A 24,647-nucleotide genomic window follows, 5' to 3' on the forward strand; every position below is an offset into this window, starting at 1 on the left:
CTAAATAAAAGGTTATCATGACCCTTAAGATGCAAAACAAACAAATGATACCGGCTTCGGCGGGTTGGCGTCGTTTCTTGTCAGTCAAGGCCTTATTGGCGTTGGCGCTCATGAGCGTACTCATGCTGTCGTGTAAGGAAGACGATGGCGTGGTCAATGAGTTTGACAACTGGCAGGAGGTGAACGACCAATATATCAGCCGACTTCAGGCAACCGTTGACCAGAAGATAGCTGCCGGCGACAAGACTTGGAAGAAAATACCCAATTGGTCGTTTGAGACCGGCGTGGCTAAAACGGCTTCCCAGTTTATCTATGTTCATGTACTCACCGAGGGTACCGGCTCCGGCAGCCCGCTTTACACGGATTCCGTGAAGGTGAACTACCGCGGTCGCCTTATACCTTCGGCTTCTCATCCTACCGGAATGATGTTTGACCAAAGCTATACGGGCACGCTTGACGATACGGCACTGCCGTTCAAGATGGCTGTCAATGGCGTGGTAGACGGTTTCTCCACCGCTTTGCAGCACATGCACATCGGCGACGTGTGGGAAATCCACATTCCTTACCAATTGGGTTATGGCAGTAGTGCGCAGGGAAGCGTGCCGGCTTATTCCACATTGGTATTCAACCTGAACCTGAAGGCTTACTATCGCAAAGGTCAGGTCGTGCCGACCCGTGGCAGTGAGGCTGCCGTGACGGGACGATGGATTGAAAAATAAGAAAATGAATCAAATCTATTAACCATAAATAGTGACGGGACAATGATTGCTTCCGCCACTATTTATGGTTTTATTTATCAACACACAGTTTCTAAATAGACATTATGTTCAGCAGTAAACGCAACGACAGCCTCATGGCCAGTATCCGTAACGGATTGCCCATGACCCGTGGAGAGAAAATCAATCTGATTATCGGACTGAGTATTCCCTCCATTCTTGCGCAGATAACCAACGTAATGATGTTTTTCATCGACGCTTCCATGGTGGGTCATTTAGGTGCGGCGGCCTCGGCCAGCATAGGCTTGATAGAGTCGACCACATGGCTTATGGGTAGCGTTATGAGCGCGGCTTCCACGGGATTCTCCGTACAGACGGCCCACTTTATCGGTGCCAATGACTTTGGGAAGGCCCGTCAGGTGTTTCGTCATGCCTTGGTTTGTGGCTTTCTTTTCAGCCTGCTGATGTCGGCGGCGGCCATCGCCATTCACAATCCATTACCTTATTGGCTGGGAGGAGGTGCCGACATTGCGCCCGATTCATCGGCTTATTTTCTGGTGTTTGGCTTTGCCATGCCTTTCGTGCTGCTGTTCCATCTGTCGAGCGCCATGCTGAAATGTTCCGGAAACATGCACTTGCCCAGTATCATGAGCGTGGTGCTATGCTCCCTTGATGTGGTTTTCAACTATTTCTTTATCTATGTTCTCGAATTAGGAGTGCAGGGTGCGGCCATCGGTACGTTCTGTGCTTACGTGGCAACGTCGTTGCCTACGGCGTGGCTCACCATCTATAAGAACAAGATTTTGGCTTTGGGACAAGACAAGGAGCCTTTCCGCTGGGTGTGGGACTATGTGCGCAACGCCGTGAAAATCAGCCTGCCCATGGCCATCCAGTCCGTTCTGATGAGTGGTGCGCAGATAGTCAGCACCATGATCGTGGCGCCCTTGGGCAATATAGCCATCGCAAGTAACTCGTTTGCCATCACGGCTGAGAGCCTTTGTTACATGCCCGGCTATGGTATCGGCGACGCTGCCACGACTTTGGTAGGGCAGACTTATGGGGCCGGCCGTAAGAACTTGTGTAAGAATTTCGCTTATCTGTCGGTGGCATTGGGTATGGCCGTCATGGCTTTCATGGGTGTGTTGATGTATGTTTTTGCCCCCGAAATGATAGGCGTGTTAAGTCCTGACGCGGCTATCCGTGAGTTGGGAACCACCGTTTTGCGGATAGAAGCCTTTGCCGAGCCGTTCTTTGCGGCCAGCATTGTGGCTTACAGCATTTGCGTGGGCGCCGGTGATACGTTGCGTCCCGCCATTATCAATCTCGTGTCGATGTGGTGCGTGCGCCTCACATTGGCCGCGTGGTTGGCCAAAGACTATGGGTTGAAAGGTGTCTGGACAGCCATGGCCATTGAACTTACGTTCCGTGGGTTGATGTTTCTCTTCCATTTGTTCAGGGGAAAATGGCTGAAAGGGCTGCCCGACTGACCTTGTTGTTTTATTCTTTCTCTCTCCAAACCACGCTTCCACTGGCTTGATGGGTAGCCAAAACCAATACTTCGGCTATCTGTACATGCTCGGGCGCCGAGGCGGCGTAGAAAACTACGTCGGCTATATCGGTGCCGGTAAGGGGCTTAATGCCTTTGTACACATTATCAGCCCTTGTTTCATCACCATGGAAGCGGACGTTTGAGAAGTTGGTTTGTACGAGGCCGGGTTTGATATTGGTCACCCTGACGGCCGTGTGGGCCACGTCGATACGCAGACCATCGGTCAATGCCTTTACGGCGGCTTTGGTGGCGCAATACACATTGCCACCCGCATAGGCCGCATCGCCCGCAACTGAGCCTATATTGATGACATGTCCGTGGTTGCGTTCAACCATACCCGGCACAACAAGGCGTGTCATGGTGAGCAGGCCTTTGATGTTTGTGTCTATCATGGCGTCCCAATCTTCGGCGTTTCCCTCAAACTCGGGCTCCAGTCCGAGGGCCAGTCCCGCGTTGTTGATGAGCACATCTACCGTTTTCCATTCGGCAGGCAGGGAGTTGAAGGCCGTAGTGGCAGCTTCCCTATGGCGGATGTCGAAGACGAGTGTCTGCACGGTGGCTCCTTGTGCTTCGAGTTGCTCTTTTAGTAAGTGGAGCTTTTCGGTGTCACGACCGGTAATGATGAGGTTGTAACCTCCTTGTGCGAATTTCTCGGCGCAGGCTCGTCCTATTCCTGATGAGGCCCCGGTGACCATGGCGATTCTCTTGTTCATAGTTTTTCTTTTTGTGGGTTGATAAATAAAATAGGTCATAGCAGTGCTTTTTACACCTATTTATATATATGCAAAGTTAATGGATTTTGCCGATGGATGACAAGCTGACGGATGTAAAGCGGCGGTGCTTAACATAGTGTAACAGTTGTGACTGCGTTAATATTTAAAAAATGCTGGTGGCATACGCTTTGTTTATTGTAACTTTGTGGCATACGAATTAAAACAGACGAGATGAAGACTGAATGGCAAAAAATGGTGGGCGGTGAGCTTTATAGGGCAGATGATCCGGAGATAATCGAGGTGCTCAACAGCGTGAAAGATAAATTGAGAGCATATAACAACCTGCGTCCTACGGATTTGGAAGCCCGTGAGAAAGCGATTCGTGAGCTATTGGGTAGCTGTGGAAGCAAGCCGTTTGTCAATCAGCCGTTTCTCTGTGATTATGGCGTGAATATTAAAGTGGGGGAGCGTTTCTTCTCCAATTTCAATTTCACGGTGCTTGATGAGGCTTATGTCACGATAGGTGACGATGTCTTTATAGGACCTAACGTGAGCTTGTACACGGCTTGCCATTCTACCAATCCCGTGGAGCGGAACAGTCGTCAGGAGTGGGCCGAGCCTATCACCATAGGCAACAATGTATGGATAGGTGGCAGTGTGACGGTGTTGCCGGGCGTAACGATTGGCGATAACTGCACCATTGGCGCCGGCTCTGTAGTGACACGGGATATTCCGGCCAATTCTATCGCTGTGGGAAATCCGTGTCGTGTGATTAAGAAAATAGGAGAATGACAATAGTATAACAATTTAAATAAGAGAAAAATCATGATTAAAATGTTTGTAATGACAACCTGCCCGTATTGTGAATACGTGGAGAAGCAGGTGGAAGGAAATGATAAGTTTGAGGTGATTGATATTAGCAAGCACGTGCGTAACTTGAAAAAGTTCCTCGATTTGCGTGACAGTCACCCCGCTTTTGACGAGGCCAAGAAGATTGGTGACGTAGGTGTGCCCTGCTATGTATTGGAAGATGGTACGGTAACTTTGTCTTCTGCCGACGCCGGTTTGGAGCCTATGCCCGATGGTCCGGCATGCAGTCTTGACGGAACCGGTTGCTAAGCTGTTGCCGGCAAGGGCCATGTGGCATGGTAACCTTTAGAAATAAAACTATTGAAAGCTGATGAAATCCGTTTCTGCGGTTGTTTCATCAGCTTTTTCTTTATAATAAATAGGTGTTTAAAAAACTTGCACAAATCATTGGTTTTGTGCACATTGGGGCTGTTTTTGTGCATTTTGTTTGGCTGTCAATCAAAAAATAAGTAATTTTGCAGCCAGTTTTTTGCAAATAAAACAATTATATATAATTAAATTTTTTATGAGTTTGAAAATTGTTGTACTTGCCAAGCAAGTACCAGACACAAGAAATGTGGGCAAGGATGCGATGACCGCAGAAGGTACGGTAAATCGCGCCGCTCTGCCTGCTATCTTCAATCCTGAAGATTTAAATGCGCTCGAACAGGCTCTCCGCATTAAAGACCAAAACCCCGGAACGACTGTAGGTATTCTTACAATGGGTCCTCCCCGTGCCGGTGAGATTATCCGTCAGGGACTTTATCGTGGCGCAGACGAAGGTTGGTTGCTTACCGACCGTAAGAGTGCTGGTGCTGATACTTTGGCAACCTCTTATTTTCTGGCTAAGGGTATAGAGAAGATTGGCAATGTGGATTTGGTTATCGGTGGTCGTCAGGCGATTGACGGTGATACCGCACAGGTTGGTCCACAGGTGGCACAGAAGCTCGGCCTGAATCAGGTAACATACGCGGAGGAAGTATTAAAGATCGAAAATGGCAAGGCAACGATTCGTCGCCATATTGATGGTGGCGTGGAAACTGTTGAGGCTCCGTTACCGGTAATGATTACCGTCAATGGCTCGGCAGCTCCTGCGCGTCCTTGCAACGCTAAGTTGGTAATGAAGTACAAATATGCTACATGCCCAATGGAGCGTACCGGCAATGAGCCTTGGGCCGACCTTTATGAGAAGCGTCCTTATCTGACACTCGGTCAGTGGAGTATCGCTGATTGTGAGGCTGACTATGAGCAGTGTGGTTTGGCAGGCTCACCCACAAAGGTTAAGGCTGTTCAGAACATCGTGTTCCAAGCTAAAGAGAGTAAGACACTCACCGGCAGTGACGCTGATGTAGAGTCTTTGGTGAAAGAATTGTTGGACGAAAAGATTATTGGCTAAAAGTAAGCGCAGTAAAATGATGAATAACGTATTTGTATATTGCGAGATAGAAGGAACTACCGTACAGGAAGTTTCTCAGGAATTGCTGACAAAGGGTCGCAAACTTGCCAATAAACTTGGTGTTGACCTGCATGCAATTGTAGCCGGAAGCGGCATTAAGGGTAAGGTGGAAGATCAGATACTTCCCTACGGTGTGGATAAACTTTTCGTATTTGATGGCGAGGGATTGTTCCCTTATACATCAGCTCCCCATACCGATATTCTTGTAAACTTGTTTAAAGAAGAGCAGCCACAGATATGCTTGTTGGGTGCAACCGTTATCGGTCGCGACCTCGGTCCTCGTGTGAGTTCTTCCTTGACATCAGGTTTGACTGCCGACTGTACGCAGTTAGAAATCGGTGATTACGATGAGAAGAAGACCGGAAAGCACTATGATAACCTGCTTTATCAGATTCGTCCGGCCTTTGGTGGAAACATCGTTGCGACGATTGTCAATCCCGATCATCGTCCACAGATGGCCACTGTTCGCTCCGGTGTGATGCAGAAGGCTCTCTATGAGGGGCAGGCAAAGGGTGAGGTTGTTTATCCGGATGTAGATAAGTATGTATCTGCCGAGGCTTATGCCGTGAAGGTTATCGACCGTCATGTTGAGGCTGCGAAGCATAATTTGAAGGGTGCTGCAATCGTAGTGGCCGGTGGTTATGGTGTAGGTAGCAAGGAAGGATTTGATCAACTCTTCCAATTGGCTAAGGAATTGCACGGAGAAGTTGGTGCCAGTCGTGCCGCTGTAGACGCGGGTTGGGTAGACCATGACCGTCAGATAGGCCAGACCGGAGTGACGGTTCATCCTAAAGTGTATATCGCTTGTGGTATTTCAGGACAGATACAGCACATTGCGGGTATGCAGGATTCCGGTATTATCATTTCTATCAACAATGATCCCGAAGCTCCTATCAACAAGATTGCCGATTATGTAATCAATGGTACGGTGGAGGAAGTTGTTCCCCGACTGATTAAATACTACAAGCAGAACTCTAAGTAAGTAAAGAGATATAAAGTAATATTGTATAACAAATAAAAGTCCTTCTGCTTAATCTTTTCTTGTAAAAGAAACAATGGTAGTTTCTTTTGTGTACGGGAGAGTTTAAGAATAGGCTATTAAAATATGGCAAATTATTATACTGATCATCCAGAGATTGAGTTCCACTTGAATCATCCTCTGATGAAACGCATCGTAGAACTCAAAGAGCGCGACTATGCGGATAAGGATAATTTTGATGACGCACCCGTAAATTACGAGGACGCTATCGAGAATTATAAGCGCATGCTTGACATTACAGGCGATGTTGCTGCCAATATTATCGAACCCAACTCCGAGTCTGTAGACCAAGAAGGTCCTCACTTGGTTGATGGCCGCATGGTTTATGCCAGCAAAACATTCGAGAATCTCGACGCAACTCGCAAGGCCGGACTTTGGGGTATCTCAATGCCGAGACGCTATAACGGTTTGAATATTCCTAATGTAGTGTTCTCTATGGCTTCGGAAATTATCTCTGCAGCCGATGCGGGCTTCCAAAATGTGTGGTCATTGCAGTCTTGTATTGACACGCTTTATGAGTTCGGTACAGAAGAGCAGCGCCAAAAATACATCCCACGCATTGCCGCCGGTGAAACGATGTCAATGGACTTGACGGAACCGGATGCAGGTTCTGACTTGCAACGTGTGATGTTGAAAGCTACGCAAGACGCTGATGGAACATGGCGTTTGAATGGTGTGAAGCGATTCATTACGAATGGTGACTCTGATATTCACTTGGTATTGGCCCGTTCGGAAGAGGGTACGCGTGACGGACGTGGCTTGTCTATGTTCATCTATGATAAGCGTGACGGTGGCGTAACGGTACGTCATATCGAGCATAAGCTGGGTATCCATGGAAGTCCTACTTGTGAGTTGGTTTACAAGAATGCCAAGTGTGAGCTCTGTGGCGACCGCAAATTAGGTCTTATCAAGTACGTTATGGCCTTGATGAACGGTGCTCGTTTGGGTATTGCCGCACAGAGTGTGGGCGTTGAACAAGAGGCTTATAACGAGGGATTGACTTATGCCAAGGAGCGTGCGCAGTTTGGTAAGAAGATTATTACTTTCCCCGCTGTGTATGATATGTTGTCACGCATGAAGGCAAAGCTGGACGCCGGCCGTTCACTTCTTTACATGACAGCTCGTTATGTGGATATTTACAAGGCTTTGGAAGACATCGCCCGTGAGCGTAAGCTGACTCCCGAGGAGCGCAAGGAAATGAAGCAATACAGTCGTTTGGCTGATGCTTTCACGCCATTGGCAAAGGGTATGAACTCTGAATACGCCAACCAAAATGCTTACGACGCAATTTCTATTCATGGTGGTTCAGGTTTCATCATGGAATATAAGAGCCAGCGCTTGTTCCGCGACGCTCGTATCTTCTCTATCTATGAAGGTACGACACAGTTGCAGGTCGTAGCTGCGATTCGTTATATTACCAATGGCACTTATCTTTCTATCATGAAGGAAATGCTTGAGGAAGAAGTTTGCGACTGCGTGAAGCCTTTGAAGGATCGTGTTGCCAAGCTCGTAGCTTTGTATGAGGAAGCACTTGAGAAGGTGAAGGCCGATGAGAATCAGGATGAACAAGATTTCTTGGCACGTCGTCTCTATGATATGACAGCCGAAATCATCATGTCGCTGTTGATTCTTGCAGACGCCAGCAAGGCTCCTGAGCTCTTTAAGAAGAGTGCCGAGGTTTATGTTCGCATGACAGAAGAAAGCGTATTGGGTAAGGTTGCTTATATTAAGGCGTTCAATGTTGCTGACCTTGCCAGTTTCGTAGCCGAGGAAACCAAGGAAGAAGTTGAGGCTTAATAGATTAAGTTTCTTACAGATATAAAATTAAGGCCGCATGTTTATCGTGCGGCCTTTTTGAATTCATAATGTTTATGGTAAAGATTGAGAAAGCTGTTCCTAATCAAGCAAGTATAATTGCCGGGCTGATTATGGAGGCGATGAACCATGACTGTTGTCGTTATTTTGCCGGGCCGCACCATAGTTTGGCTGATTTCCATGCCTTCATGACCAAGTTGGTGGCACGTGAAGATACGCAATATTCTTATCGAAACACGTTAGTGGCCATTGACAATGGGCGTGTTGTGGGCTGCTGCGTCAGTTATGACGGAAAGCTATTGCGTGAGTTGCGTAAGGCTTTCATAGAAGAAGCGCTCAAAACCTTTAATATGGACCACTCTGACATGCAAGATGAAACGCAGGCCGGTGAACTCTATATAGATAGTTTGGCTGTATTGGCTGACTATCGTGGGCAAGGCATTGCAACGTTGTTATTGAAATCCACTTGTCAAAAGGCAAAGGAAATGGGATTGCCTGCCGGATTATTGGTGGATAAAGGCAACCCTAAGGCTGAACAACTGTATCGCCGGTTGGGATTTGAATACGTGAACGATACCGCATGGGGCTCACATCCGATGCGTCATTTGCAGAAAACCATGTCATGAATGTTATTTTGTCAATAACTCATATAGGTAGAATTAAATCGTTTATATGAGTTTATGGATGTGTAGCAACGGCTTCGAGTAATAGTTCTACTAAGCGAGGAACGCCGTAACTCTCAATTTCTTCCGTTTTTATCCAAATGAAATCAGGGGGAAGAAGAGGTTGTTTCTTTGCATCAATCAGATAAAAGTCACTCCATAAAACACGATGTGTCAATACGTGTTTTACGCCTTTGCGCAGTAAAGTGGCATTTTGTTTCAGTTCATCAGTCAAGTGCTCGGCTTCGGGTACACACCACAGACCTTGCCATATATCACCACTGCCACGTTTGTGAATGGTTGTTTGTCCGTTAAATCGGATATAAAATAAGTCGAGTTGACGTTCTTTAACTTTTAATTTGTTTAGTTTCACGGGCCATTCCGTTGTCTTTCCTAAACGCAAGGCCACACATGTTTCGGCCAAAGGACAAATCACACATTTTGGGGAAAGGGGTGTACATTGGATTGCGCCAAAGTCCATGATAGCCTGATTGTACAAGTCCGGTGCATCCTCTGGCAGGTATTCCTCAGCCAAAGAAGCAAAAAGTTTTTTGCCTTCTGTGGTGTTGATGGGAGTGTCAATACCAAAATAGCGAGACAAAACACGGTAAAAATTACCATCGACAGAGGCTGCGGGGAGCCTGAAAGCTATGCTTCCAATCGCCGCGGCCGTATAATCGCCCACGCCTTTTAGTTGCTTTATCTCTTCAATCGTGTCGGGGAAATGTCCCAATGTGGCAATTTGTTGGGCCGCCGCATGCAGGTTTCGTGCTCTGGAATAGTAGCCTAAGCCTTGCCACATGCGCATAACCTCATCTTCAGAGGCTGCCGCCAAATCTTCCACTGTTGGCCATCGGTGCATGAAACGCAACCAATAGTCGGTGCCTTGTGCTATTCGTGTCTGTTGAAGGATGATTTCACTCAGCCATATCGCATAAGGATCACGTGTTTTCCGCCATGGTAAGTCACGGCCATTTTCTTCAAACCATTGAAGCAATATAGTGGTAAAGGGGTGTGATTTCTTTGTCATTATGTATTGAATGGGGCAATTTTAAAAAATAACTTTCTTGTTACAGTCTATAGCTGAATTGTTTCTATAGGCCATAACGCACTTTTCAAATCAACACATCCGTTTGCTTTGAATTTTACCTTTTCGTTCTCAAGCAACGTGCGTTGCGCCGTCCAGCCCGGTGCAATCCGCCCGGCCGCGTTGACTACCCTATGGCATGGTATGTGGATAGCTTCGGGATGATGATGGAGCACCTTGCCAACAAGTCGCGAGTGATTGGGATAACCGGCCAATATCGCTATGCGTCCATAGGTCAGTACACGACCTGCCGGGATAGACTTTACGATTTCTATCACGCTCTCTTCAAATAAAGTAATATCTGCGTGCATGTTTCTTAATTCTTTATTTTATCACAATTCCTTCCTGATGGAGTAGCCATTGTTTACGATGTAGTCCACCGGCATAGCCTCGCAGGCTGCCATCGGTACCCAATACCCTATGACAAGGGATGATGATAGAGACTGGATTGCGTCCTACCGCATTGCCCACCGCTTGCGCCGACATGTGTTCCACGCCCATTTCCCGGGCTAACTCATGGGCAATATGCTTGTAAGTAACGGTTTGCCCATAAGGAATGCGAAGCAACTGTCGCCATACCGCTTGTTGAAAATTAGTGCCTTGCAAATGGATTTGGGGCATAAAATCAGGTTTTTGCCCATTAAAATATTGGTCGAGCCACAATGCTGATTCTCTAAAAATCAATCTGTCAGCGATTTGGCTGTTAGCGGAAAGCCCTCGGCCATAATACTTTTGTCCCTCAAACCATAAGCCAGTCAAGCCTATTTCATCAGCGCCAAGCGTGATGACGCCTAATGGTGATGTGTAATAAGAAAGATAATGCGTTGTCATATTCGGCTTGGGCATGATGAGAATTGATGAAAACGACGATATATTTATTTCAGAATTTCTTGGTTCTGAAATGGCAGTAGGGCTCTCCTCCGGTCTTTTCGTAATAATGCTGTTGGTATTCTTCGCCTATCCAAAAGTGGCCGAGAGGCTCGAGAAGCGTATTTACCTCAAATTTCTTTTGCCTTAGTATTTCCATCACTTCTTCAGCCTGACGCTTTTGTAGGTTATCGGCATAGAAAATGGCACTGCGGTATTGTGGGCCAATATCAGGACCAACGCCGTCTGTTTGGGCCGGGTCGTGAATCTCAAAAAACACTTTACATAGGTCGGTATAGCTGATAACATGCTCATCATATTCTATCAAGACTGCCTCCAAGTGGTGTGTCTTGTGGTCACGAACATCGGCATATATCGGAAATTCTTCCTCGCCACCCGTATAGCCTACCAACGTGCGAATTACCCCTTGCTCTTTTTCAAACTCATGTTGCACGCCCCAATAACACCCTCCGGCAAAGACCGCGTATTTTAAAGTCGTGTCAGCGGGCTGATACAATTTAATAGTGGAGCATTTTTCAATGGCCGCTTTTACCATCTGAAGCGCTTTCCCATGCTTTTCCTGCAAGTCAGGATAAGCCTTCCCACGTGCATAATTATGCTGCAAATCATTGAATTTCACTTGTAAGGCAATGGGATTGCCCGCGTCAATGATGCGTTGTACATAGTCGATATAGGGCTCGTCCTTCGTGTGGCTGAGCAGTCGTAGGGCGTTGACTACACCTTCGGGAATACCGGCTTTCAGCAAATCATCGAAAGAGTAGTTGGAATCTTCAACCACATCGTGCAGAAAACCTGCGATTCGCTCCTCGTCAGTATGGCCCATCAAGCCTACCGTGAGTGGATGCAGGATGACGGGAGCACCGTCACGATCGGTCTGTCCGGCGTGTGCTTGGGTGGCAATTTGCAAGGCCAAGTCTGTTTTATTCATGTTCATTATTGATTTATGTAAGCAAAAATAAGCATAATCTCTAATTATGCCAAGTGTTTGAAGCTAAAGTTTTAGGCCTCTCGGGACTTCCGAAATCTTGTCTTCATGTGTCAATAAGGTATAAATGGCCCCCTTTCTCTTTGCATTTTATGGCTTTTAGTGTATCTTTGCAGATATGATCGACAGACAAACGATAGACAGAATAAAGGACGCTGCCAACATTGTTGACGTCGTTTCAGAGTTTGTTACACTCCATAAAAGCGGTAGCAATTATAAGGGTTTATGCCCATTCCATAACGAAAAGACCCCTTCTTTTTATGTTTCTCCTTCACGGGGTACCTGCCATTGCTTCGGTTGTGGTAAGGGAGGCAATTCCGTGAGCTTTATCATGGAGCATGAACAGATGGACTATCCCGAGGCCTTACGCTGGTTGGCCAACAAGTATCATATCGAAATAAAGGAGCGTGAGCTGTCCGATGAAGAGAAGCGAGAGCAAGGTGAGCGGGAGAGTATGTTCATTATCAACGATTGGACGGAGAAGTATTTCCGCCACATTCTTCATAATGATGTGGACGGTATGGCCATAGGCATGCAATATTTTCGCAGTCGTGGCTTTCGTGATGATATTATTGAAAAGTTCCATTTGGGCTACGACCTGCCCGACAGACACGCTTTGGCCAAAGCAGCCTTGGCTAAAGGCTATAAGGGAGAGTATCTTCTGAAGACGGGTATCTGTTATCAGAACGACCGTGGTGAGCTGATCGACCGCTATGCCGGGCGCGTGATATTCCCGTGGATAGGCAATAGCGGGCGCATCGTGGGCTTCACGGCCCGTGTGTTGGACGCTCGGACCAAGGGAGTGAACCAAAAGTATGTCAATTCTCCCGATTCTGAGATTTACCATAAAGGCAATGAACTTTACGGTATCTACCAAGCCAAGAAAGCCATGGCCAAGAATGACCGTGTTTATTTGGTGGAGGGACAGGCCGATGTGATAGCCATGCACCAGAGTGGCATTGAGAATGTGGTGGCCGGATCGGGCACCGCGCTCACGTTACCGCAGATACACATGCTTCGTCGGTTCACGAATAACATCACGTTGATTTACGATAACGATGAGGCCGGTATCCATGCGGCCTTAAAGGGAACGGATATGCTGCTCTCGGAAGGCATGAATCTGAAAGTATTGTTGCTGCCTGCGGGTGAGGATCCCGACAGTTTCTCACGCAAATGTACGGCGGCTGATTTCCAAAAGTATATCCAAGACCACGAAACCGACTTTATTCGGTTCAAGACCCAGTTGCTGCTGGATAAGGAAACCGACCCGCTTCGCAGGTCGGAAGCCATCAATTCCATTGTAAAATCCATATCTGTCATTCCCAATCAGATACTGCGTGACACCTATATCCATGATTGCGTGGATTATCTGAAAATCAATGAGCAGACGCTCATCAGCACCATGAACCGCATGATTCGTGAGGGGAAGAGCCAAGAGCAGAAAGCACAGATACGGGAGGTGGAGCGCCAACCGGCCGTGACGGTAGAACCTTTGCGCCCGGCAACACCCTTGCAGCAGGCCACGAAGGTAGAACAAATGTTGATTCAGCTCATTATTCGCCATGGGGAGAAGATTGTTTTCGACCATGTAGAGGACGATGAGGGCAACCTGATAGACCTGACTTTGGCCCAATATGTACATTATTCGCTCTCGGCCGATGACCTTTCGTTCCACACTCCGCTTTATAATCAGGTATTGAAGGAAGCGGTGGAGCACTCCAATGACGAGGGCTTTGAAGCCGAACCTTATTTTATACACCATCACGACATAACCGTCAGCCGCTTGGCGGTTGACATGAGCACCGAAAAGTTCAGGCTTTCCGAGAGCCAGCAGATGGTTGAGACGACCGAGACGCTTCGCCAGCGAGTCATCCATTTGATATTGGATTTCCGTATGGATTACGTGGAACAGAAGCTGAAAGACTTGCAACGCGACATCGCCTTGGCGGCTTCTGACCATGAACGGATGATGAAGTTGGTGGAGGAGTTCAAGGATATGCAGATGATTCGTAATGCTTTGGCCCAGCAGTTGGGCAATAATATTATATGGTAGAAAGGAGATAGGGAGGATGATTTATCTTCATTGGGCAATTTTGGCTATCTATTCACTCACTGTTGTCGCAGCTATGGTAACGGTGTTGATGGACCGTCGTCAGCCTGCCAAGACCATGGCATGGGTGATGGTGTTGCTGTTCTTGCCTTTGTTTGGAATTGTTTTGTACTTTTTTTTCGGACAAAACACTCGTAAGGAGAAGCTGGTGAGCCAGCGAAGTTTGGACCAATTGACCAAACGTTCCATGCTGGAGTTTGCCGCCCAACGCAATTTGAAGATTCCGGAAGACTGCGCCGCGCTGGTAAGGCTGTTTGCCAATCAGAGCATGGCCCTGCCTTTTAAGGACAATCAGGTAGATATTTATACCGATGGTTATGCTTTTTTCCTCTCTTTAATTAAAACCTTGGGTGCAGCCCGCCACCATATTCACTTGGAGTCATACATTTTTGAGGATGATTCCTTGGGCAATTTGCTGGCCGATATACTGATTGACAAGGCCCGGGAGGGCGTAGAGGTGCGGGTTATTTATGATGATGTGGGGTGCTGGCGTGTGAAAAACCGCTTTTATGACCGCATGCGGGCCGGTGGAGTCAAGGTTTGTTCCTTCATGCCCGTGAAGTTTCCTGCCTTCACCGGTAAGGTAAATTATCGCAATCACCGCAAAATTTGCGTGGTAGATGGTAAGATTGGCTTTATCGGAGGTATGAATGTGGCCCTGCGTTACCTGCGCGGACGGCGTCATAGGCCGTGGCGCGACACCCACATGAAGCTCGAGGGTGGGCTGGTTTATGCGCTTCAGCGGGCTTTCCTTATCGATTGGTACTTTGTCGATCGCACGCTGATTACCTCACGTGTGTACTATCCCGAGCTTAATCCTGCCATTGACAACGATTGTTTGGGCCAAATCGTGACCAGCAGCCCCATCCAGCCGTGGCCCGATATTATGCAAGGCTACGTGCGGATATTGCTTGAGGCCAAACATTATGTCTATATCGAAACGCCTTATTTCTTGCCCACGGAGCCTATTCTCTTTGCCATGCGCACGGCAGCGGTGGCAGGTATCGACGTAAGACTTATGATTCCGATGCACTGCGACGCCAAATTAGTGGAGTGGGCCAGCAAGTCCTATGTGGCAGAAGTGATAGAGGCAGGCGTGAAAGTATTTTTCTACGACAAGGGGTTCAATCATTCCAAACTATTGGTTTCGGATGATTTCATTTGCAGTTGTGGCAGTACGAACGTCGATTTCCGTAGTTTTGAGAATAATTTTGAGGCCAACGCCTTTTTCTATAGTCGTGAAATGGCTTGTAAGATGAAACAAATATTCCTCGATGATCAGGCCAATTGTCTGTCAATCGAGGAAGTTAGAAAACTTTTCCATACGCCTTTCTTGCAGCGTTTGTGGGAAAGTGTCATTCGGTTGTTGTCGCCTCTGCTGTAAGTGTCGGCTCCGCTACGGCCTTGAATATCGAGAAATTCACGCTGCCATAGGCTCTGTGCTCCATGAATCCGGGCAATTGGCTGAAGTCGTGCTGCTTTCCGTGTTCAAAAATAAATACTCCGTCTTCTTTCAATAGCTTGCTTTTAAGCACGAGCTCGGGTATTCGTGGCAATTGCTCGAGCGCATAAGGCGGGTCGGCGAATATGAAATCAAACTGCTGATGGCAGCTTTTGATGAACTTAAACACGTCACCTCGTATCAGCACATTGTGCTCTTCTTTCAGTTTCTCAAAGCACTGGCGTATGAAGTTGGCATGGTCGCGGTCGGCTTCCACGCTTATTACTTGGTCACATCCTCGCGATACGAGTTCCAAACTAATGCTGCCTGTGCCCGCGAAGAGGTCGAGCGCCCGGGCACCCTCAAAGTCAAGATAGCCCATCATGACGTTAAAGATATTTTCTTTGGCAAAGTCTGTGGTGGGGCGGGCCTTGAAGGAGCGGGGAATGTCGAAGTGGCGGCCTTTATATTTTCCGGTTATTATTCTCATATTTTATTGGAATGGAGTGGTGGGCGATGGGGCATGAAGCCTTTATCTGCCCTTCAGGACGAGCAGACTGATGTCCATGGGCAGGCCTTTTATCTTGGTGATGGGTGCCCGGTTGAACTCTGCCTCGGGATTGATGGCGTAAACGTTTTGCAGATATTTCTTCAAGTCTTCGGTCAGTATCTCCTTGTCGCTGATACTGCCGAATATGTGCAACTCGTCGTTTTGGGCGTCCATAGCCAGTTGTTTCCACACATAAAGAATGAAATAGGAAGCGTCGTAGGGCGTCACCACTTTATAATGATTGTAGAATTTGAATCGATTTTGTCGGAAACTGAACACTTCCACACGGTGGTCGTGGAAGTATGCGTAGAGCTTAGCCCTATTGCCGCTGAAGCTGCGCTTGTGCATATAGCTCCATACGGGCTGCATCAGGGGGATGATTCTGATGTCATCGAAATGATCATTGATGACGAGATTAAGGTCCTTGTTGAGCGGATAAAGGGCCACTGCGTTCTCATTGGGCAGAATGGTGTGCACAATGATGTCATTGCCCAGCCGGGTGAAGGCATGCGAATAGAGCAATTCCTTTTGGCTTTCGTCAAACTCTTCGATGGGTACGAGCAGTACGGGCGTGTCGATCATGACTTGTACCTTTGAGAATCCCATGCCCAATAAAGAGCTTTCGTTGAAAGCTTCGCGCAGGTTGGCAGCTATCGATATTCCGTTTTTCACGGCGTAAGGCTCATATTCGATACCCACGGCTGATGATGGATTGATAACGGAAAACGACATGAAGCTCTGGCTGATACGTATAGTCAGCCGATTGTTTAATATGTTGTAGGCTTTATTCTGCATACTATTGCAAAATTAGTTTATCTTTTTGATAACACCAAATTTTCAATCGAAACTTTGTTAATCTGCTTTTAAAGTTAGGAGGCCTGCCATAATATTTGTATTTTTGCTGTCATTTCAGCTTTGTCGCTACATATTTTGTAATCATTATGCTTATTATTACTACCGTTTTATGCTACTTTGTGCTGCTAATGCTTTTTAGTAAGTTCACCGCACGAAGGGCCGATAATGAGACTTTTTTTCGTGCCAACCGCAAATCACCGTGGTATATGGTGGCCTTCGGCATGGTGGGAGCGTCGATTTCGGGTATTACGTTTGTCAGCGTTCCGGGCATGGCAGAGCGCACCGACATGACTTATTTGCAAATGTGTTTGGGCTTTATCGTGGGCTATTTCATGGTGGCTTTTATCTTGCTGCCCGTTTATTACAAGCTGAATCTCACGACGATTTACGCTTATCTCCGCCACAGACTGGGCTTGCGGACCTATAAGACGGGCGCTTCCTTTTTCCTATTGTCGAAAATGACGGGGGCGGCCGTGCGCTTTTATGTGGTTTGTATCATCTTGCAGCGCTTCGTGTTCGACCGCTTGGGTGTGCCGTTCGTGGCTACGGTGTTGGTGATGGTGGCGTTGATATGGCTTTATACCCGCCGGGGAGGTATCAAGACGCTGGTATTCACGGATTCGTTTCAAACGTTTTGCATGTTCTCTGCCCTCATCCTGATCATCTATCAGGTCATAGGTCAGCTCGATATGACGGTAGGCGAGGCCGTGAAAGCCGTAGCGGCGGATGAGCACAGTCGCATATTCGTGTTTGATGACTGGTTTTCCCGGCAGAACTTTTGGAAGCAATTTCTTAGCGGAGCGTTTGTTGTGGTAGTGATGACGGGGCTTGATCAGGACATGATGCAGAAGAACCTTACCTGCAAGACGTTGCGTGAGGCGCAGAAAGACATGTGTACCTACGGCTTCGCTTTTGTGCCGGCCAACCTCTTGTTCTTGGTTTTGGGTATCTTGTTGATGATGTTGGCCCGCAAGCAAGGCATGGCTTTGCCAGTTATGGGTGATGATTTGCTGCCGATGTTCGCCGCCACGGGCCGCCTTGGAGAGTTGGTGGTCGTGTTGTTCACGATAGGTATCGTGGCCGCGAGCTTCTCAAGTGCCGACAGCGCTTTGGCCGCGTTGACCACCAGTTTCTGCGTTGACATTTGTGAGCGGCCTGCCGATGAACGGTTGCGCAAGCGGGTTCATTTGGCTATTGCCCTGCTGTTCGTGTTGTTTATCTTGGCCTTTAAGGTGGTCAATAGCACGAGTGTCATTGACGCCATCTACATACTTTGCTCTTATACCTACGGCCCTTTACTGGGCATGTTTGCCTTTGGACTGTTCATGCGCGGTCGTGAGGTCAACGACAAGGCCGTGCCCTACATAGCCATCATAAGCCCGATTATATGTTGGGTGACCGATTTGGCCACCCAACATATAACCGGGTACAAGTTTGGTTACGAAATGTTGCTGCTCAATGGGGCGCTGACCTTTATGGGCATGTTGCTCTTCAAGCCACGAAAAGTAGCGGTATAGGCTGTGCTTTACAGAACTTATTGGCCCTTGTTTCTTTCCTTTCGCAGTATGTTTTGTAACTGAAAGACTACGGAGGACTGTCGTTCGGCTACATTCTCGCTTTCAAACGGGGTCTTACTCATGTCGTAAAGTTGAGGCAAGGGTAGGTTGCCCGTTTCTATTTTTGGTCCCCACGGTATCATTTTGGGTCCATCGCTCGGCTCTATATATTTCCATTTGGGCGTGCGAACGGACAATACATGACCGCTCGATTGCTCAATGACATAGGGTCGTCCGGCCTTGTCGTGGCCCAAGAGGGTGCCCATGTGGTCGCGGCCATCGGGATTGCTGCCCTTGGGAAACGTGGCCTTGATGAATGAGCCTAACGAGGCCATGAGGTCTATTTGGCTGATTAAGGCCGTTGAAGTTTGATTCTTGTTTATTTTCCCCGGCCAACTGACGATGAGCGGCACGGCCGTGCCACCCTCGAAAGCGCTGTACTTATGACCTCGGAAAGGGCCTGCGGGACTGTGACCATTTAATAATTGCTCGGCCTTGTCGTCGTAACCGTCGTCGACCACGGGCCCGTTGTCGCTCGAAAGGATGACGAGCGTGTTATCGCTGATACCCAGTCGTTCCAATGCTTGCATGATTTGGCCCACGGTCCAATCGAATTGCACGATGGCGTCGCCACGTAATCCCATGGCGTTCTTGCCGCGGAAACGAGGGTGGGGGAAGCGGGGCACATGAATATCGTTGGACGCAAAATACATGAAGAAGGGCCTGTCCTTGTTTTGGCGCATGAAATCCACGGCATGGGCCACGATAGAGTCGGCTATGTTCTCATCCTTCCAAAGCGCCTTTCCGCCACCTTTCATATAGCCAATACGGCTTATTCCGTTAACGATGGCCATGTCGTGGCCGTGGCTGGGGCGTAGGTTGTAGAGCTGTTCGGGGTGCTCCGCACCGGTGGGTTCGCCCTTGAAATTCTCTTTATAACTGACGCTTATTGGCGCTGAAGGGTCGTAGTTGGCCACCCGACCGTTCTCTATGAACACGCAGGGTACACGGTCGGCCGTGGCCGCCATGATGTAAGAATAGTCGAAACCTATATCTCCCAAGGCTTGAGGCAGGGGCGCGTTCCAATCCTGCTGTCCCGTTTTGTCGCCCAATCCCAAGTGCCATTTACCGATGGCGCAGGTAGTATAGCCCTTGCTTTTGAACATATCGGCCATTGTGAACTGCTCGGGGCGGATGATCATGCCTGCGTTTCCGGCCGCCACATCGGTGTCGTCGCGGCGCCAAGCGTATTCTCCCGTAAGCAGTGAGTAGCGTGACGGCGTGCTCGTGGCGGCTATGGCGTGACAGTCGGTGAACCTTATGCCGCTTTGGGCAAGCCTATTGATATGGGGCGTTTCTACGTTCTTGGCCCCGTAACATTGCAGGTCGCCATAGCCAACGTCGTCGCCAAGGATGATGATAACGTTAGGGCGGTCGGTCGAAAGTTGGTTCTTTTTAAGCTTTTCAGCCTTAATGGCTGTCGGTTGTCCGACGGCGGGGAGCAGCAAAGCGGTCAGATATAGGTTGGTTTTGGTATTCATGATTTACGATTTGTTTTTATTTGGTTATGTTGTATGGTTCGTGTTAGGGAAAGAACCTTTGGAGATAGGTTCGCTAATAGGTGGGGGACGTAGGATAGAAGTGGCTCTTTGAGGCGGTAAGAGTGCCCTTTTGAGCGTGTCAAAGCAGCCTTTTCACAGTGTCAAAGGGCTGTTTCGAGACGGCCGTTGTCAGAGAGGGGATTGGAGAAAGTGTTGTGTTTAGTGCGTTGTTGGTAAATTGATAGGGGGAAATATAGTAAAAAAGAAAAAGCCAAGACTTTATCTCGGGGATAGCGTCTTGGCTTTTTTATGGGGTGTAGGCTATCCTACTTGGTTTGCTTGGCGAAGTCCTTGCCGTATTCTATGCACTCGAGCAGGGCGGCCTCGTCGGGCACCCACTGCTTCTTTATGCCGTCGTTGACAAGTTCCAAGCCCGCTTCGCGCAGGTGGTCGCTGATCATCTTAGGTGCGTTGCCACCCCAACCATAGGAGCCGAAAGCGGCTGCTTTCTTATTCTGGAGCTTCATGCCGCGGGCCATTTCCAAGATTCCGGCCACCGCGAACGAGTAACCGTTGTTGATAGTGGGCGACCCTACGAGGATGGCTTTCGACTGGAAGAACTCTGTCAGAATGTCATTCTTGTCATCGTGTGCCACGTTGAAGAGCTTTACTGTCACAGTAGGGTCTTCCTTTTGGATACCTTCGGCGATGGCTTCAGCCATGAGACGGGTTGACTGCCACATGGTGTCATAGGCTATCGTGATTTGATTCTCCTGATAACCGTTGGCCCACTGCTGGTAGCGATGGACTATATCCATGGGATTTTCTTTCCAAATGATACCGTGGCTTGGGCAAATGAGCTTGATGGGGAGATTCATTTTCAGCAGCTCATCAACCTTACGGGCGCACATGGGGCTGTAAAGATTGATGATGTTGGCGTAGTATTTCTCGGCCTCATACATCACTTCGCACTCTTTTACGCAGTCGTTATAGAGCGACTCTGAGGCGAAATGCTGTCCGAAAACGTCGTTTGAGAAGAGTATCTGGTCGGTATCCATGTAGGTAAACATGGTGTCGGGCCAGTGGAGCATGGGCGCCTCAATGAAGGTAAGCGTGGTCTTGCCCAATGAAAGGGTGTCGCCGGTCTTCACGGTGATGATGTTCCAATCCTCATGATAGTGTCCGCGGATGATGGCTTCACCCTTCTTTGTGCAGTAAATAGGCGTACCGGGAATCTCACGAAGCAGCTCGGGGAGGGCTCCGCTGTGGTCTACTTCATTATGGTTCATAATGATGTAGTCGATTTCCTTTAGGTCTATCTCGCGCTTCAGGCGGCTTACGAATTCCTTGTCATAAGGTTGCCAAACGGTGTCAATGAGCGCCGTCTTTTCATCTTTGATGAGATAGGAGTTATAACTTGAGCCATGTTCGGTAGACAGTTCATCGCCATGGAAGCGCTTCAGCTCCCAATCGATTTTGCCAACCCATGAAACTCTGTCTGTAATTTGTTTTGCCATAATGCGTTTTGTTTTGTTATTGATTGAGTAAATACTCCTGCGCGTCGAGCGCGGCCTTGGCTCCCGTGCCGGCAGCTACGATGGCTTGCTGGTAGTGAGGGTCACAAACGTCGCCTGCGGCGAACACACCGGGAAGGTTGGTGGCTTGGCTTTGGCCGGTTATCTTGATGAAACCTTGTTCATCCAAGTCAATGACTCCCTTGAACAAATCGGTCTGTGGTTTGTGGCCAATGGCAAGGAAGAAACCGTCGATGGCAAGGTCGTACACCTTTTCATCAGCTTCACCTTGGCGGTAAACCACGTGAGCGCCTTCCACACCGTTGTCGCCGAAGAGACCCAAGGTGTTGGTTTCGTAGAGTATTTCTATCTTTTCGTTGCTTTCTACACGCTTCTTCATAACATCAGAAGCACGCAGGTAGGGCTTGCGAACAATCATGTAGACCTTGGAGCAGAGGCCTGCCAAGTAGCTGGCTTCCTCACATGCGGTGTCGCCTCCACCTACAACGGCCACTACTTTCTTGCGATAGAAGAAGCCATCACACGTGGCACAGGCGCTGACACCTTGTCCCATATATTTTTGTTCGTCGGGTAATCCTAAGTATTTAGCCGTGGCACCGGTAGCGATGATTACGCTTTCGGCCTCGATTTCCTCGCCACGGTCGCTCTTGAAGCGGTAGGGCTGTTGGCTGAAATCGGCCTCAACGATGGAGCCATCGTGCATTTCGACACCGAAACGCTCGGCCTGACGGCGCAGTTCCATCATCATTTGGTTGCCGTCAACGCCATCGGGATAGCCCGGGAAGTTTTCTACTTCGGTGGTCTGAGTTAACTGGCCACCCATCTGTATGCCACAATACTGCACTGGTTGCAGGTTAGCGCGACCGGCATAAATCGCAGCTGTATATCCGGCAGGGCCACTGCCGATAATTAAAAGTTTAGTTTTCATTGTGATTATATGTAAAAATAATTATGCGTCTAAGAGTGTTTCAACCTGCTTCGCGATAACATCAATGGGCTCAGTAGGTTCAAAGCGGGCTACGACCTGCCCTTTTTTGTTGATTAAGAACTTGGTGAAATTCCACTTAATATCGGGATTTTCCTTGTAATTGGGGTCGGCTTCGGAAAGCATTTTATCCAAAATGGGATAAATAGGGTGAGCTTCATTCCAACCGGCAAAGCCTTTCTGTTCCTTAAGAAATTTGAAAAGAGGATCAGCGTCTTCGCCATTTACCTTGAGCTTTTTGAACCGTGGGAAGTCGGTTCCGTAGGTCAGCTTGCAAAAGTTGTGGATACTTTCGTCAGTTCCGGGGGCTTGCTGACCGAATTGGTTGCATGGAAAGTCTAATATTTCAAAGCCTTTGGTGTGTAAGTCCTTGTAAAGTTTTTCTAATTCTTCGTATTGTGGGGTGAATCCACACTTGGTTGCGGTGTTTACAATGAGGAGAACTTCGTTGGCGTATTCTTTCAATGAAACGTCTTTACCTTTTCTATCTTTTACTGAAAATTCGTAAACAGTTTTCATTTTCTTATGTTTTTGTAATGTTGTTATACCTTATTATATATGTATATGTGCAAAAATAATGAATTTTTGGTAAGTTTCTAAAGAGCCTATATGATTATTATAATAATTTAGGTTTTAGAAGCAAATATCTTGCCAAATAGGAAAATCCCTACTGATGAATAGGCAAAATCTCCTTTAAAGGTGAATTATAATTTATACCTTTGCCAATGAATAAAGAACGAAATATTTACATAAAACCATACGATTATGAAAAAGTTAACAACGATTCTCGCGATGACACTGATGGCTGTAATGACAATGACAGTGTTTGTTTCTTGCGATGTGGATGATGAAATAGGCAACACCTTAAGCGGAACTTGGACCGGACGTATCTCAACTTACTACGAAGATCGTTGGGGATTGGTCGGAAACGACTATCGCACGACGATAACTTTCTATCAGGATGGTACGGGTGAAGAAGTGGATTATGACGTAAGAAGTCCTTATAGAGATTATAGTTATAGTCCGTTTTTCTGGACTGTGAGAAATGGTATTATCACTTTGCGCTATGAAGATAAAGATTGGGAGCCGGTTTATATCTATGATTATAATCTTTCAGATTATCGTTTCAGTGGTATGATGGATGATGGAACTCGTCGGGACATCGTGTTCAACTTGTCTTATGATGGCAGATTTGACTGGCAACCCTACTATAATGGAGGTTACGTAGACGGTTATGGTTACGGTTATTCTAAGGTAAACAATGTGATTACTCGTAGTTCAGCCGGTAAGAAAGCCGAGGCAAAGGGAGTATTTGCGAACGAGAAAAAGTAAAGTATATAAATATAGGAAACGAATAGTGGGCATATCCTGATGGGATATGCCCGCTTGTAATTTGTTATTTTGAGCTTGTCAGACCATGGATAGGTCTTGTTTATCGTGTTTTATAGGCCCCATGCGTTTTTAACGCGGGTCAATTCTAAATTCTCAACGTCCTTTTCGGTCTTGTCATCCAAGTTGCAGAAGAAGTCAAGTTTGGTGAGTTGTTCCAATTGATGGACGTTAACCGCATACTTGCTGAGGTCCTTGTCTTTGTTCTCTTTGTGCTCAAACCAAAATCCGATGGCCTTGTAGCCGCTGCTGTTCTTCATGAGCAGGGCGCAGAAAAAGTGATTGGGAACGATGAGTTTGCGATTACTCATGATGTAATCTGTTCCTTGTGTGCCATCAATGATTCCACCTTTGCATACGTAGAGTATATCGCTTTGGGGTGAGTTGGCTGTTACCCAACTGCGGATTTTTGTTTCCAAAACTTCCCATACGCCGGCGTTGAATCCGTTAAGCTGGGGTTGCATGTTGGAGTAATAGAAGGTTTGCATGTTGGCTTCTTGGCTGTTCACACGGTCTTGTGACGGACATATATGGCCACGGTCGTAGCCATCATTGGCATGATCGTCACCATTGGTTTGATAGATGCGATTGATCAATGGGTCTACTTGGAACGGATCGCCTTTCCATTGAGTATTTTTCCAGTTTTGACGCTTCCATCTGGCCACCTGATTTGTGGCTGTCATTTGGTAACAAGTCCAACGTTGGGCACGCTTTGCATTATCCCATTCGAGCGAGAAGTTGACCTCGTCGTTTACTTTATGTACGATAATAGGATTATTGCTGTCACCTTTTACCTTGGGAAACTCCAATAATGTTATCTCTGAAGGCAATCCGCTTGTGACAATGTTCTTATTAGTATTGTTCTCCGTAGACGGCTTGGGCTGTCCGTTAGGTTCGTCGTTATCCTTTCCACATGAAGTGAGAAT

Annotated in this window: 24 protein-coding genes; 12 read left to right on the forward strand and 12 right to left on the reverse strand. The window is 47.6% G+C overall.

Features of this window, described 5'->3' with window-relative positions; translation table 11 throughout:
- The first annotated feature begins 17 nt into the window (after positions 1-17).
- Entirely contained in the window at positions 18-719 is a 702-nt protein-coding gene (locus VIR50_RS01835) for an FKBP-type peptidyl-prolyl cis-trans isomerase (RefSeq protein WP_331933447.1), read from the forward strand.
- A 104-nt stretch (positions 720-823) separates the two neighbouring features.
- Positions 824-2,203, forward strand: coding sequence for an MATE family efflux transporter (locus tag VIR50_RS01840; RefSeq protein ID WP_331933448.1), 1,380 nt, complete (start codon positions 824-826; stop codon positions 2,201-2,203).
- A 10-nt stretch (positions 2,204-2,213) separates the two neighbouring features.
- Here the strand turns inward: VIR50_RS01840 and VIR50_RS01845 are convergent, their stop codons facing one another.
- The gene (locus tag VIR50_RS01845) at positions 2,214-2,978 is read right to left on the reverse strand and encodes an SDR family NAD(P)-dependent oxidoreductase (protein ID WP_331933449.1); all 765 of its coding nucleotides are present in this window, start codon (positions 2,976-2,978) and stop codon (positions 2,214-2,216) included.
- Between the two features lie 231 nt (positions 2,979-3,209).
- Here VIR50_RS01845 and VIR50_RS01850 point away from each other — a divergent pair, with 231 nt between their 5' ends.
- The 6 genes from VIR50_RS01850 (at position 3,210) to VIR50_RS01875 (ending at position 8,763) form a co-directional block, all read left to right on the forward strand.
- Complete coding sequence (locus tag VIR50_RS01850; RefSeq protein ID WP_331933450.1) at positions 3,210-3,770, forward strand: sugar O-acetyltransferase; 561 nt, start codon at positions 3,210-3,212, stop codon at positions 3,768-3,770.
- Positions 3,771-3,803: 33 nt separating this feature from the next.
- A complete protein-coding gene (locus tag VIR50_RS01855) occupies positions 3,804-4,097 on the forward strand; it encodes a glutaredoxin (protein WP_331933451.1) in 294 nt (97 codons plus the stop codon).
- A gap of 256 nt (positions 4,098-4,353) precedes the next feature.
- Positions 4,354-5,223 (forward strand): electron transfer flavoprotein subunit beta/FixA family protein, encoded by an 870-nt coding sequence (locus VIR50_RS01860; protein WP_331933452.1) that lies wholly within the window; start codon positions 4,354-4,356, stop codon positions 5,221-5,223.
- A 19-nt stretch (positions 5,224-5,242) separates the two neighbouring features.
- Positions 5,243-6,265, forward strand: coding sequence for an electron transfer flavoprotein subunit alpha/FixB family protein (locus tag VIR50_RS01865; protein WP_331933470.1), 1,023 nt, complete (start codon positions 5,243-5,245; stop codon positions 6,263-6,265).
- Between the two features lie 123 nt (positions 6,266-6,388).
- Positions 6,389-8,119: an acyl-CoA dehydrogenase family protein gene (locus VIR50_RS01870; RefSeq protein ID WP_331933453.1), complete on the forward strand. Its 1,731-nt coding sequence runs from the start codon at positions 6,389-6,391 to the stop codon at positions 8,117-8,119.
- 74 nt (positions 8,120-8,193) lie between these two features.
- Positions 8,194-8,763: a GNAT family N-acetyltransferase gene (locus VIR50_RS01875; RefSeq protein WP_331933454.1), complete on the forward strand. Its 570-nt coding sequence runs from the start codon at positions 8,194-8,196 to the stop codon at positions 8,761-8,763.
- 52 nt (positions 8,764-8,815) lie between these two features.
- Here the strand turns inward: VIR50_RS01875 and mutY are convergent, their stop codons facing one another.
- Genes mutY through msrA form a run of 4 tightly spaced genes read right to left on the reverse strand, consistent with a single transcriptional unit; the run spans position 8,816 to position 11,702 of the window.
- Positions 8,816-9,829, reverse strand: coding sequence for an A/G-specific adenine glycosylase (gene mutY, locus VIR50_RS01880; RefSeq protein ID WP_331933455.1), 1,014 nt, complete (start codon positions 9,827-9,829; stop codon positions 8,816-8,818).
- 47 nt (positions 9,830-9,876) lie between these two features.
- Positions 9,877-10,197 (reverse strand): MGMT family protein, encoded by a 321-nt coding sequence (locus tag VIR50_RS01885; protein ID WP_331933456.1) that lies wholly within the window; start codon positions 10,195-10,197, stop codon positions 9,877-9,879.
- Positions 10,198-10,210: 13 nt separating this feature from the next.
- Complete coding sequence (locus VIR50_RS01890; RefSeq protein ID WP_331933457.1) at positions 10,211-10,717, reverse strand: methylated-DNA--[protein]-cysteine S-methyltransferase; 507 nt, start codon at positions 10,715-10,717, stop codon at positions 10,211-10,213.
- 49 nt (positions 10,718-10,766) lie between these two features.
- Positions 10,767-11,702, reverse strand: coding sequence for a peptide-methionine (S)-S-oxide reductase MsrA (gene msrA / locus VIR50_RS01895; RefSeq protein WP_331933458.1), 936 nt, complete (start codon positions 11,700-11,702; stop codon positions 10,767-10,769).
- Between the two features lie 175 nt (positions 11,703-11,877).
- Between msrA and dnaG the strand changes: the two genes are divergently transcribed.
- Together dnaG and cls are read left to right on the forward strand one after the other, a co-directional pair.
- Positions 11,878-13,812 carry a DNA primase gene (gene dnaG, locus VIR50_RS01900; protein ID WP_331933459.1) on the forward strand — a complete coding sequence of 645 codons (1,935 nt, stop codon included), beginning with the start codon at positions 11,878-11,880 and terminating at the stop codon, positions 13,810-13,812.
- Between the two features lie 16 nt (positions 13,813-13,828).
- Positions 13,829-15,253: a cardiolipin synthase gene (cls, locus tag VIR50_RS01905; protein WP_331933460.1), complete on the forward strand. Its 1,425-nt coding sequence runs from the start codon at positions 13,829-13,831 to the stop codon at positions 15,251-15,253.
- On the opposite strand, the gene rsmD is transcribed toward cls, so the two are convergent.
- Both rsmD and VIR50_RS01915 read right to left on the reverse strand, forming a co-directional pair.
- Positions 15,225-15,800, reverse strand: coding sequence for a 16S rRNA (guanine(966)-N(2))-methyltransferase RsmD (gene rsmD / locus VIR50_RS01910; protein ID WP_331933461.1), 576 nt, complete (start codon positions 15,798-15,800; stop codon positions 15,225-15,227). The genes cls and rsmD overlap by 29 nt on opposite strands.
- A 42-nt stretch (positions 15,801-15,842) precedes the next feature.
- Positions 15,843-16,655, reverse strand: a complete 813-nt coding sequence (locus VIR50_RS01915) for a DUF3822 family protein (protein WP_331933462.1) — start codon at positions 16,653-16,655, stop codon at positions 15,843-15,845.
- A 146-nt stretch (positions 16,656-16,801) separates the two neighbouring features.
- Here VIR50_RS01915 and VIR50_RS01920 point away from each other — a divergent pair, with 146 nt between their 5' ends.
- The gene (locus VIR50_RS01920; protein WP_331933463.1) at positions 16,802-18,232 is read left to right on the forward strand and encodes a sodium:solute symporter; all 1,431 of its coding nucleotides are present in this window, start codon (positions 16,802-16,804) and stop codon (positions 18,230-18,232) included.
- A gap of 17 nt (positions 18,233-18,249) precedes the next feature.
- Here the strand turns inward: VIR50_RS01920 and VIR50_RS01925 are convergent, their stop codons facing one another.
- The 4 genes from VIR50_RS01925 to VIR50_RS01940 form a co-directional block, all read right to left on the reverse strand.
- The gene (locus VIR50_RS01925; RefSeq protein WP_331933464.1) at positions 18,250-19,812 is read right to left on the reverse strand and encodes a sulfatase family protein; all 1,563 of its coding nucleotides are present in this window, start codon (positions 19,810-19,812) and stop codon (positions 18,250-18,252) included.
- A 326-nt stretch (positions 19,813-20,138) separates the two neighbouring features.
- Positions 20,139-21,329, reverse strand: coding sequence for an anaerobic nitric oxide reductase flavorubredoxin (locus VIR50_RS01930; protein WP_331933465.1), 1,191 nt, complete (start codon positions 21,327-21,329; stop codon positions 20,139-20,141).
- A 16-nt stretch (positions 21,330-21,345) separates the two neighbouring features.
- Complete coding sequence (trxB, locus tag VIR50_RS01935) at positions 21,346-22,275, reverse strand: thioredoxin-disulfide reductase (RefSeq protein WP_331933466.1); 930 nt, start codon at positions 22,273-22,275, stop codon at positions 21,346-21,348.
- 21 nt (positions 22,276-22,296) lie between these two features.
- Complete coding sequence (locus tag VIR50_RS01940) at positions 22,297-22,851, reverse strand: glutathione peroxidase (RefSeq protein ID WP_331933467.1); 555 nt, start codon at positions 22,849-22,851, stop codon at positions 22,297-22,299.
- 246 nt (positions 22,852-23,097) lie between these two features.
- On the opposite strand from VIR50_RS01940, the gene VIR50_RS01945 reads away from it, so the two are divergent.
- The gene (locus VIR50_RS01945; protein WP_331933468.1) at positions 23,098-23,664 is read left to right on the forward strand and encodes a lipocalin-like domain-containing protein; all 567 of its coding nucleotides are present in this window, start codon (positions 23,098-23,100) and stop codon (positions 23,662-23,664) included.
- Between the two features lie 110 nt (positions 23,665-23,774).
- On the opposite strand, the gene VIR50_RS01950 is transcribed toward VIR50_RS01945, so the two are convergent.
- Positions 23,775-24,647 (reverse strand): DNA/RNA non-specific endonuclease (locus tag VIR50_RS01950; protein ID WP_331933469.1); only part of this gene is annotated, 873 nt, incomplete at its 5' end.

Source organism: Prevotella sp., from assembly GCF_036570325.1.
Lineage (GTDB): Bacteria > Bacteroidota > Bacteroidia > Bacteroidales > Bacteroidaceae > Prevotella.

Bases quoted from the DNA above. Each gene is read 5' to 3' on its own strand.
- VIR50_RS01865 (WP_331933470.1), top strand. From the start codon at position 5,243: ATGAATAACGTATTTGTATATTGCGAGATAGAAGGAACTACCGTACAG.
- VIR50_RS01940 (WP_331933467.1), bottom strand. From the start codon at position 22,851: ATGAAAACTGTTTACGAATTTTCAGTAAAAGATAGAAAAGGTAAAGAC.
- VIR50_RS01930 (WP_331933465.1), bottom strand. From the start codon at position 21,329: ATGGCAAAACAAATTACAGACAGAGTTTCATGGGTTGGCAAAATCGAT.
- cls (WP_331933460.1), top strand. From the start codon at position 13,829: ATGATTTATCTTCATTGGGCAATTTTGGCTATCTATTCACTCACTGTT.
- VIR50_RS01925 (WP_331933464.1), bottom strand. From the start codon at position 19,812: ATGAATACCAAAACCAACCTATATCTGACCGCTTTGCTGCTCCCCGCC.
- VIR50_RS01920 (WP_331933463.1), top strand. From the start codon at position 16,802: ATGCTTATTATTACTACCGTTTTATGCTACTTTGTGCTGCTAATGCTT.
- VIR50_RS01870 (WP_331933453.1), top strand. From the start codon at position 6,389: ATGGCAAATTATTATACTGATCATCCAGAGATTGAGTTCCACTTGAAT.
- VIR50_RS01850 (WP_331933450.1), top strand. From the start codon at position 3,210: ATGAAGACTGAATGGCAAAAAATGGTGGGCGGTGAGCTTTATAGGGCA.
- VIR50_RS01845 (WP_331933449.1), bottom strand. From the start codon at position 2,978: ATGAACAAGAGAATCGCCATGGTCACCGGGGCCTCATCAGGAATAGGA.
- VIR50_RS01840 (WP_331933448.1), top strand. From the start codon at position 824: ATGTTCAGCAGTAAACGCAACGACAGCCTCATGGCCAGTATCCGTAAC.
- VIR50_RS01860 (WP_331933452.1), top strand. From the start codon at position 4,354: ATGAGTTTGAAAATTGTTGTACTTGCCAAGCAAGTACCAGACACAAGA.
- VIR50_RS01885 (WP_331933456.1), bottom strand. From the start codon at position 10,197: ATGCACGCAGATATTACTTTATTTGAAGAGAGCGTGATAGAAATCGTA.
- VIR50_RS01915 (WP_331933462.1), bottom strand. From the start codon at position 16,655: ATGCAGAATAAAGCCTACAACATATTAAACAATCGGCTGACTATACGT.
- trxB (WP_331933466.1), bottom strand. From the start codon at position 22,275: ATGAAAACTAAACTTTTAATTATCGGCAGTGGCCCTGCCGGATATACA.
- VIR50_RS01875 (WP_331933454.1), top strand. From the start codon at position 8,194: ATGGTAAAGATTGAGAAAGCTGTTCCTAATCAAGCAAGTATAATTGCC.
- VIR50_RS01945 (WP_331933468.1), top strand. From the start codon at position 23,098: ATGAAAAAGTTAACAACGATTCTCGCGATGACACTGATGGCTGTAATG.
- mutY (WP_331933455.1), bottom strand. From the start codon at position 9,829: ATGACAAAGAAATCACACCCCTTTACCACTATATTGCTTCAATGGTTT.
- VIR50_RS01855 (WP_331933451.1), top strand. From the start codon at position 3,804: ATGATTAAAATGTTTGTAATGACAACCTGCCCGTATTGTGAATACGTG.
- msrA (WP_331933458.1), bottom strand. From the start codon at position 11,702: ATGAATAAAACAGACTTGGCCTTGCAAATTGCCACCCAAGCACACGCC.
- rsmD (WP_331933461.1), bottom strand. From the start codon at position 15,800: ATGAGAATAATAACCGGAAAATATAAAGGCCGCCACTTCGACATTCCC.
- VIR50_RS01835 (WP_331933447.1), top strand. From the start codon at position 18: ATGACCCTTAAGATGCAAAACAAACAAATGATACCGGCTTCGGCGGGT.
- dnaG (WP_331933459.1), top strand. From the start codon at position 11,878: ATGATCGACAGACAAACGATAGACAGAATAAAGGACGCTGCCAACATT.
- VIR50_RS01890 (WP_331933457.1), bottom strand. From the start codon at position 10,717: ATGACAACGCATTATCTTTCTTATTACACATCACCATTAGGCGTCATC.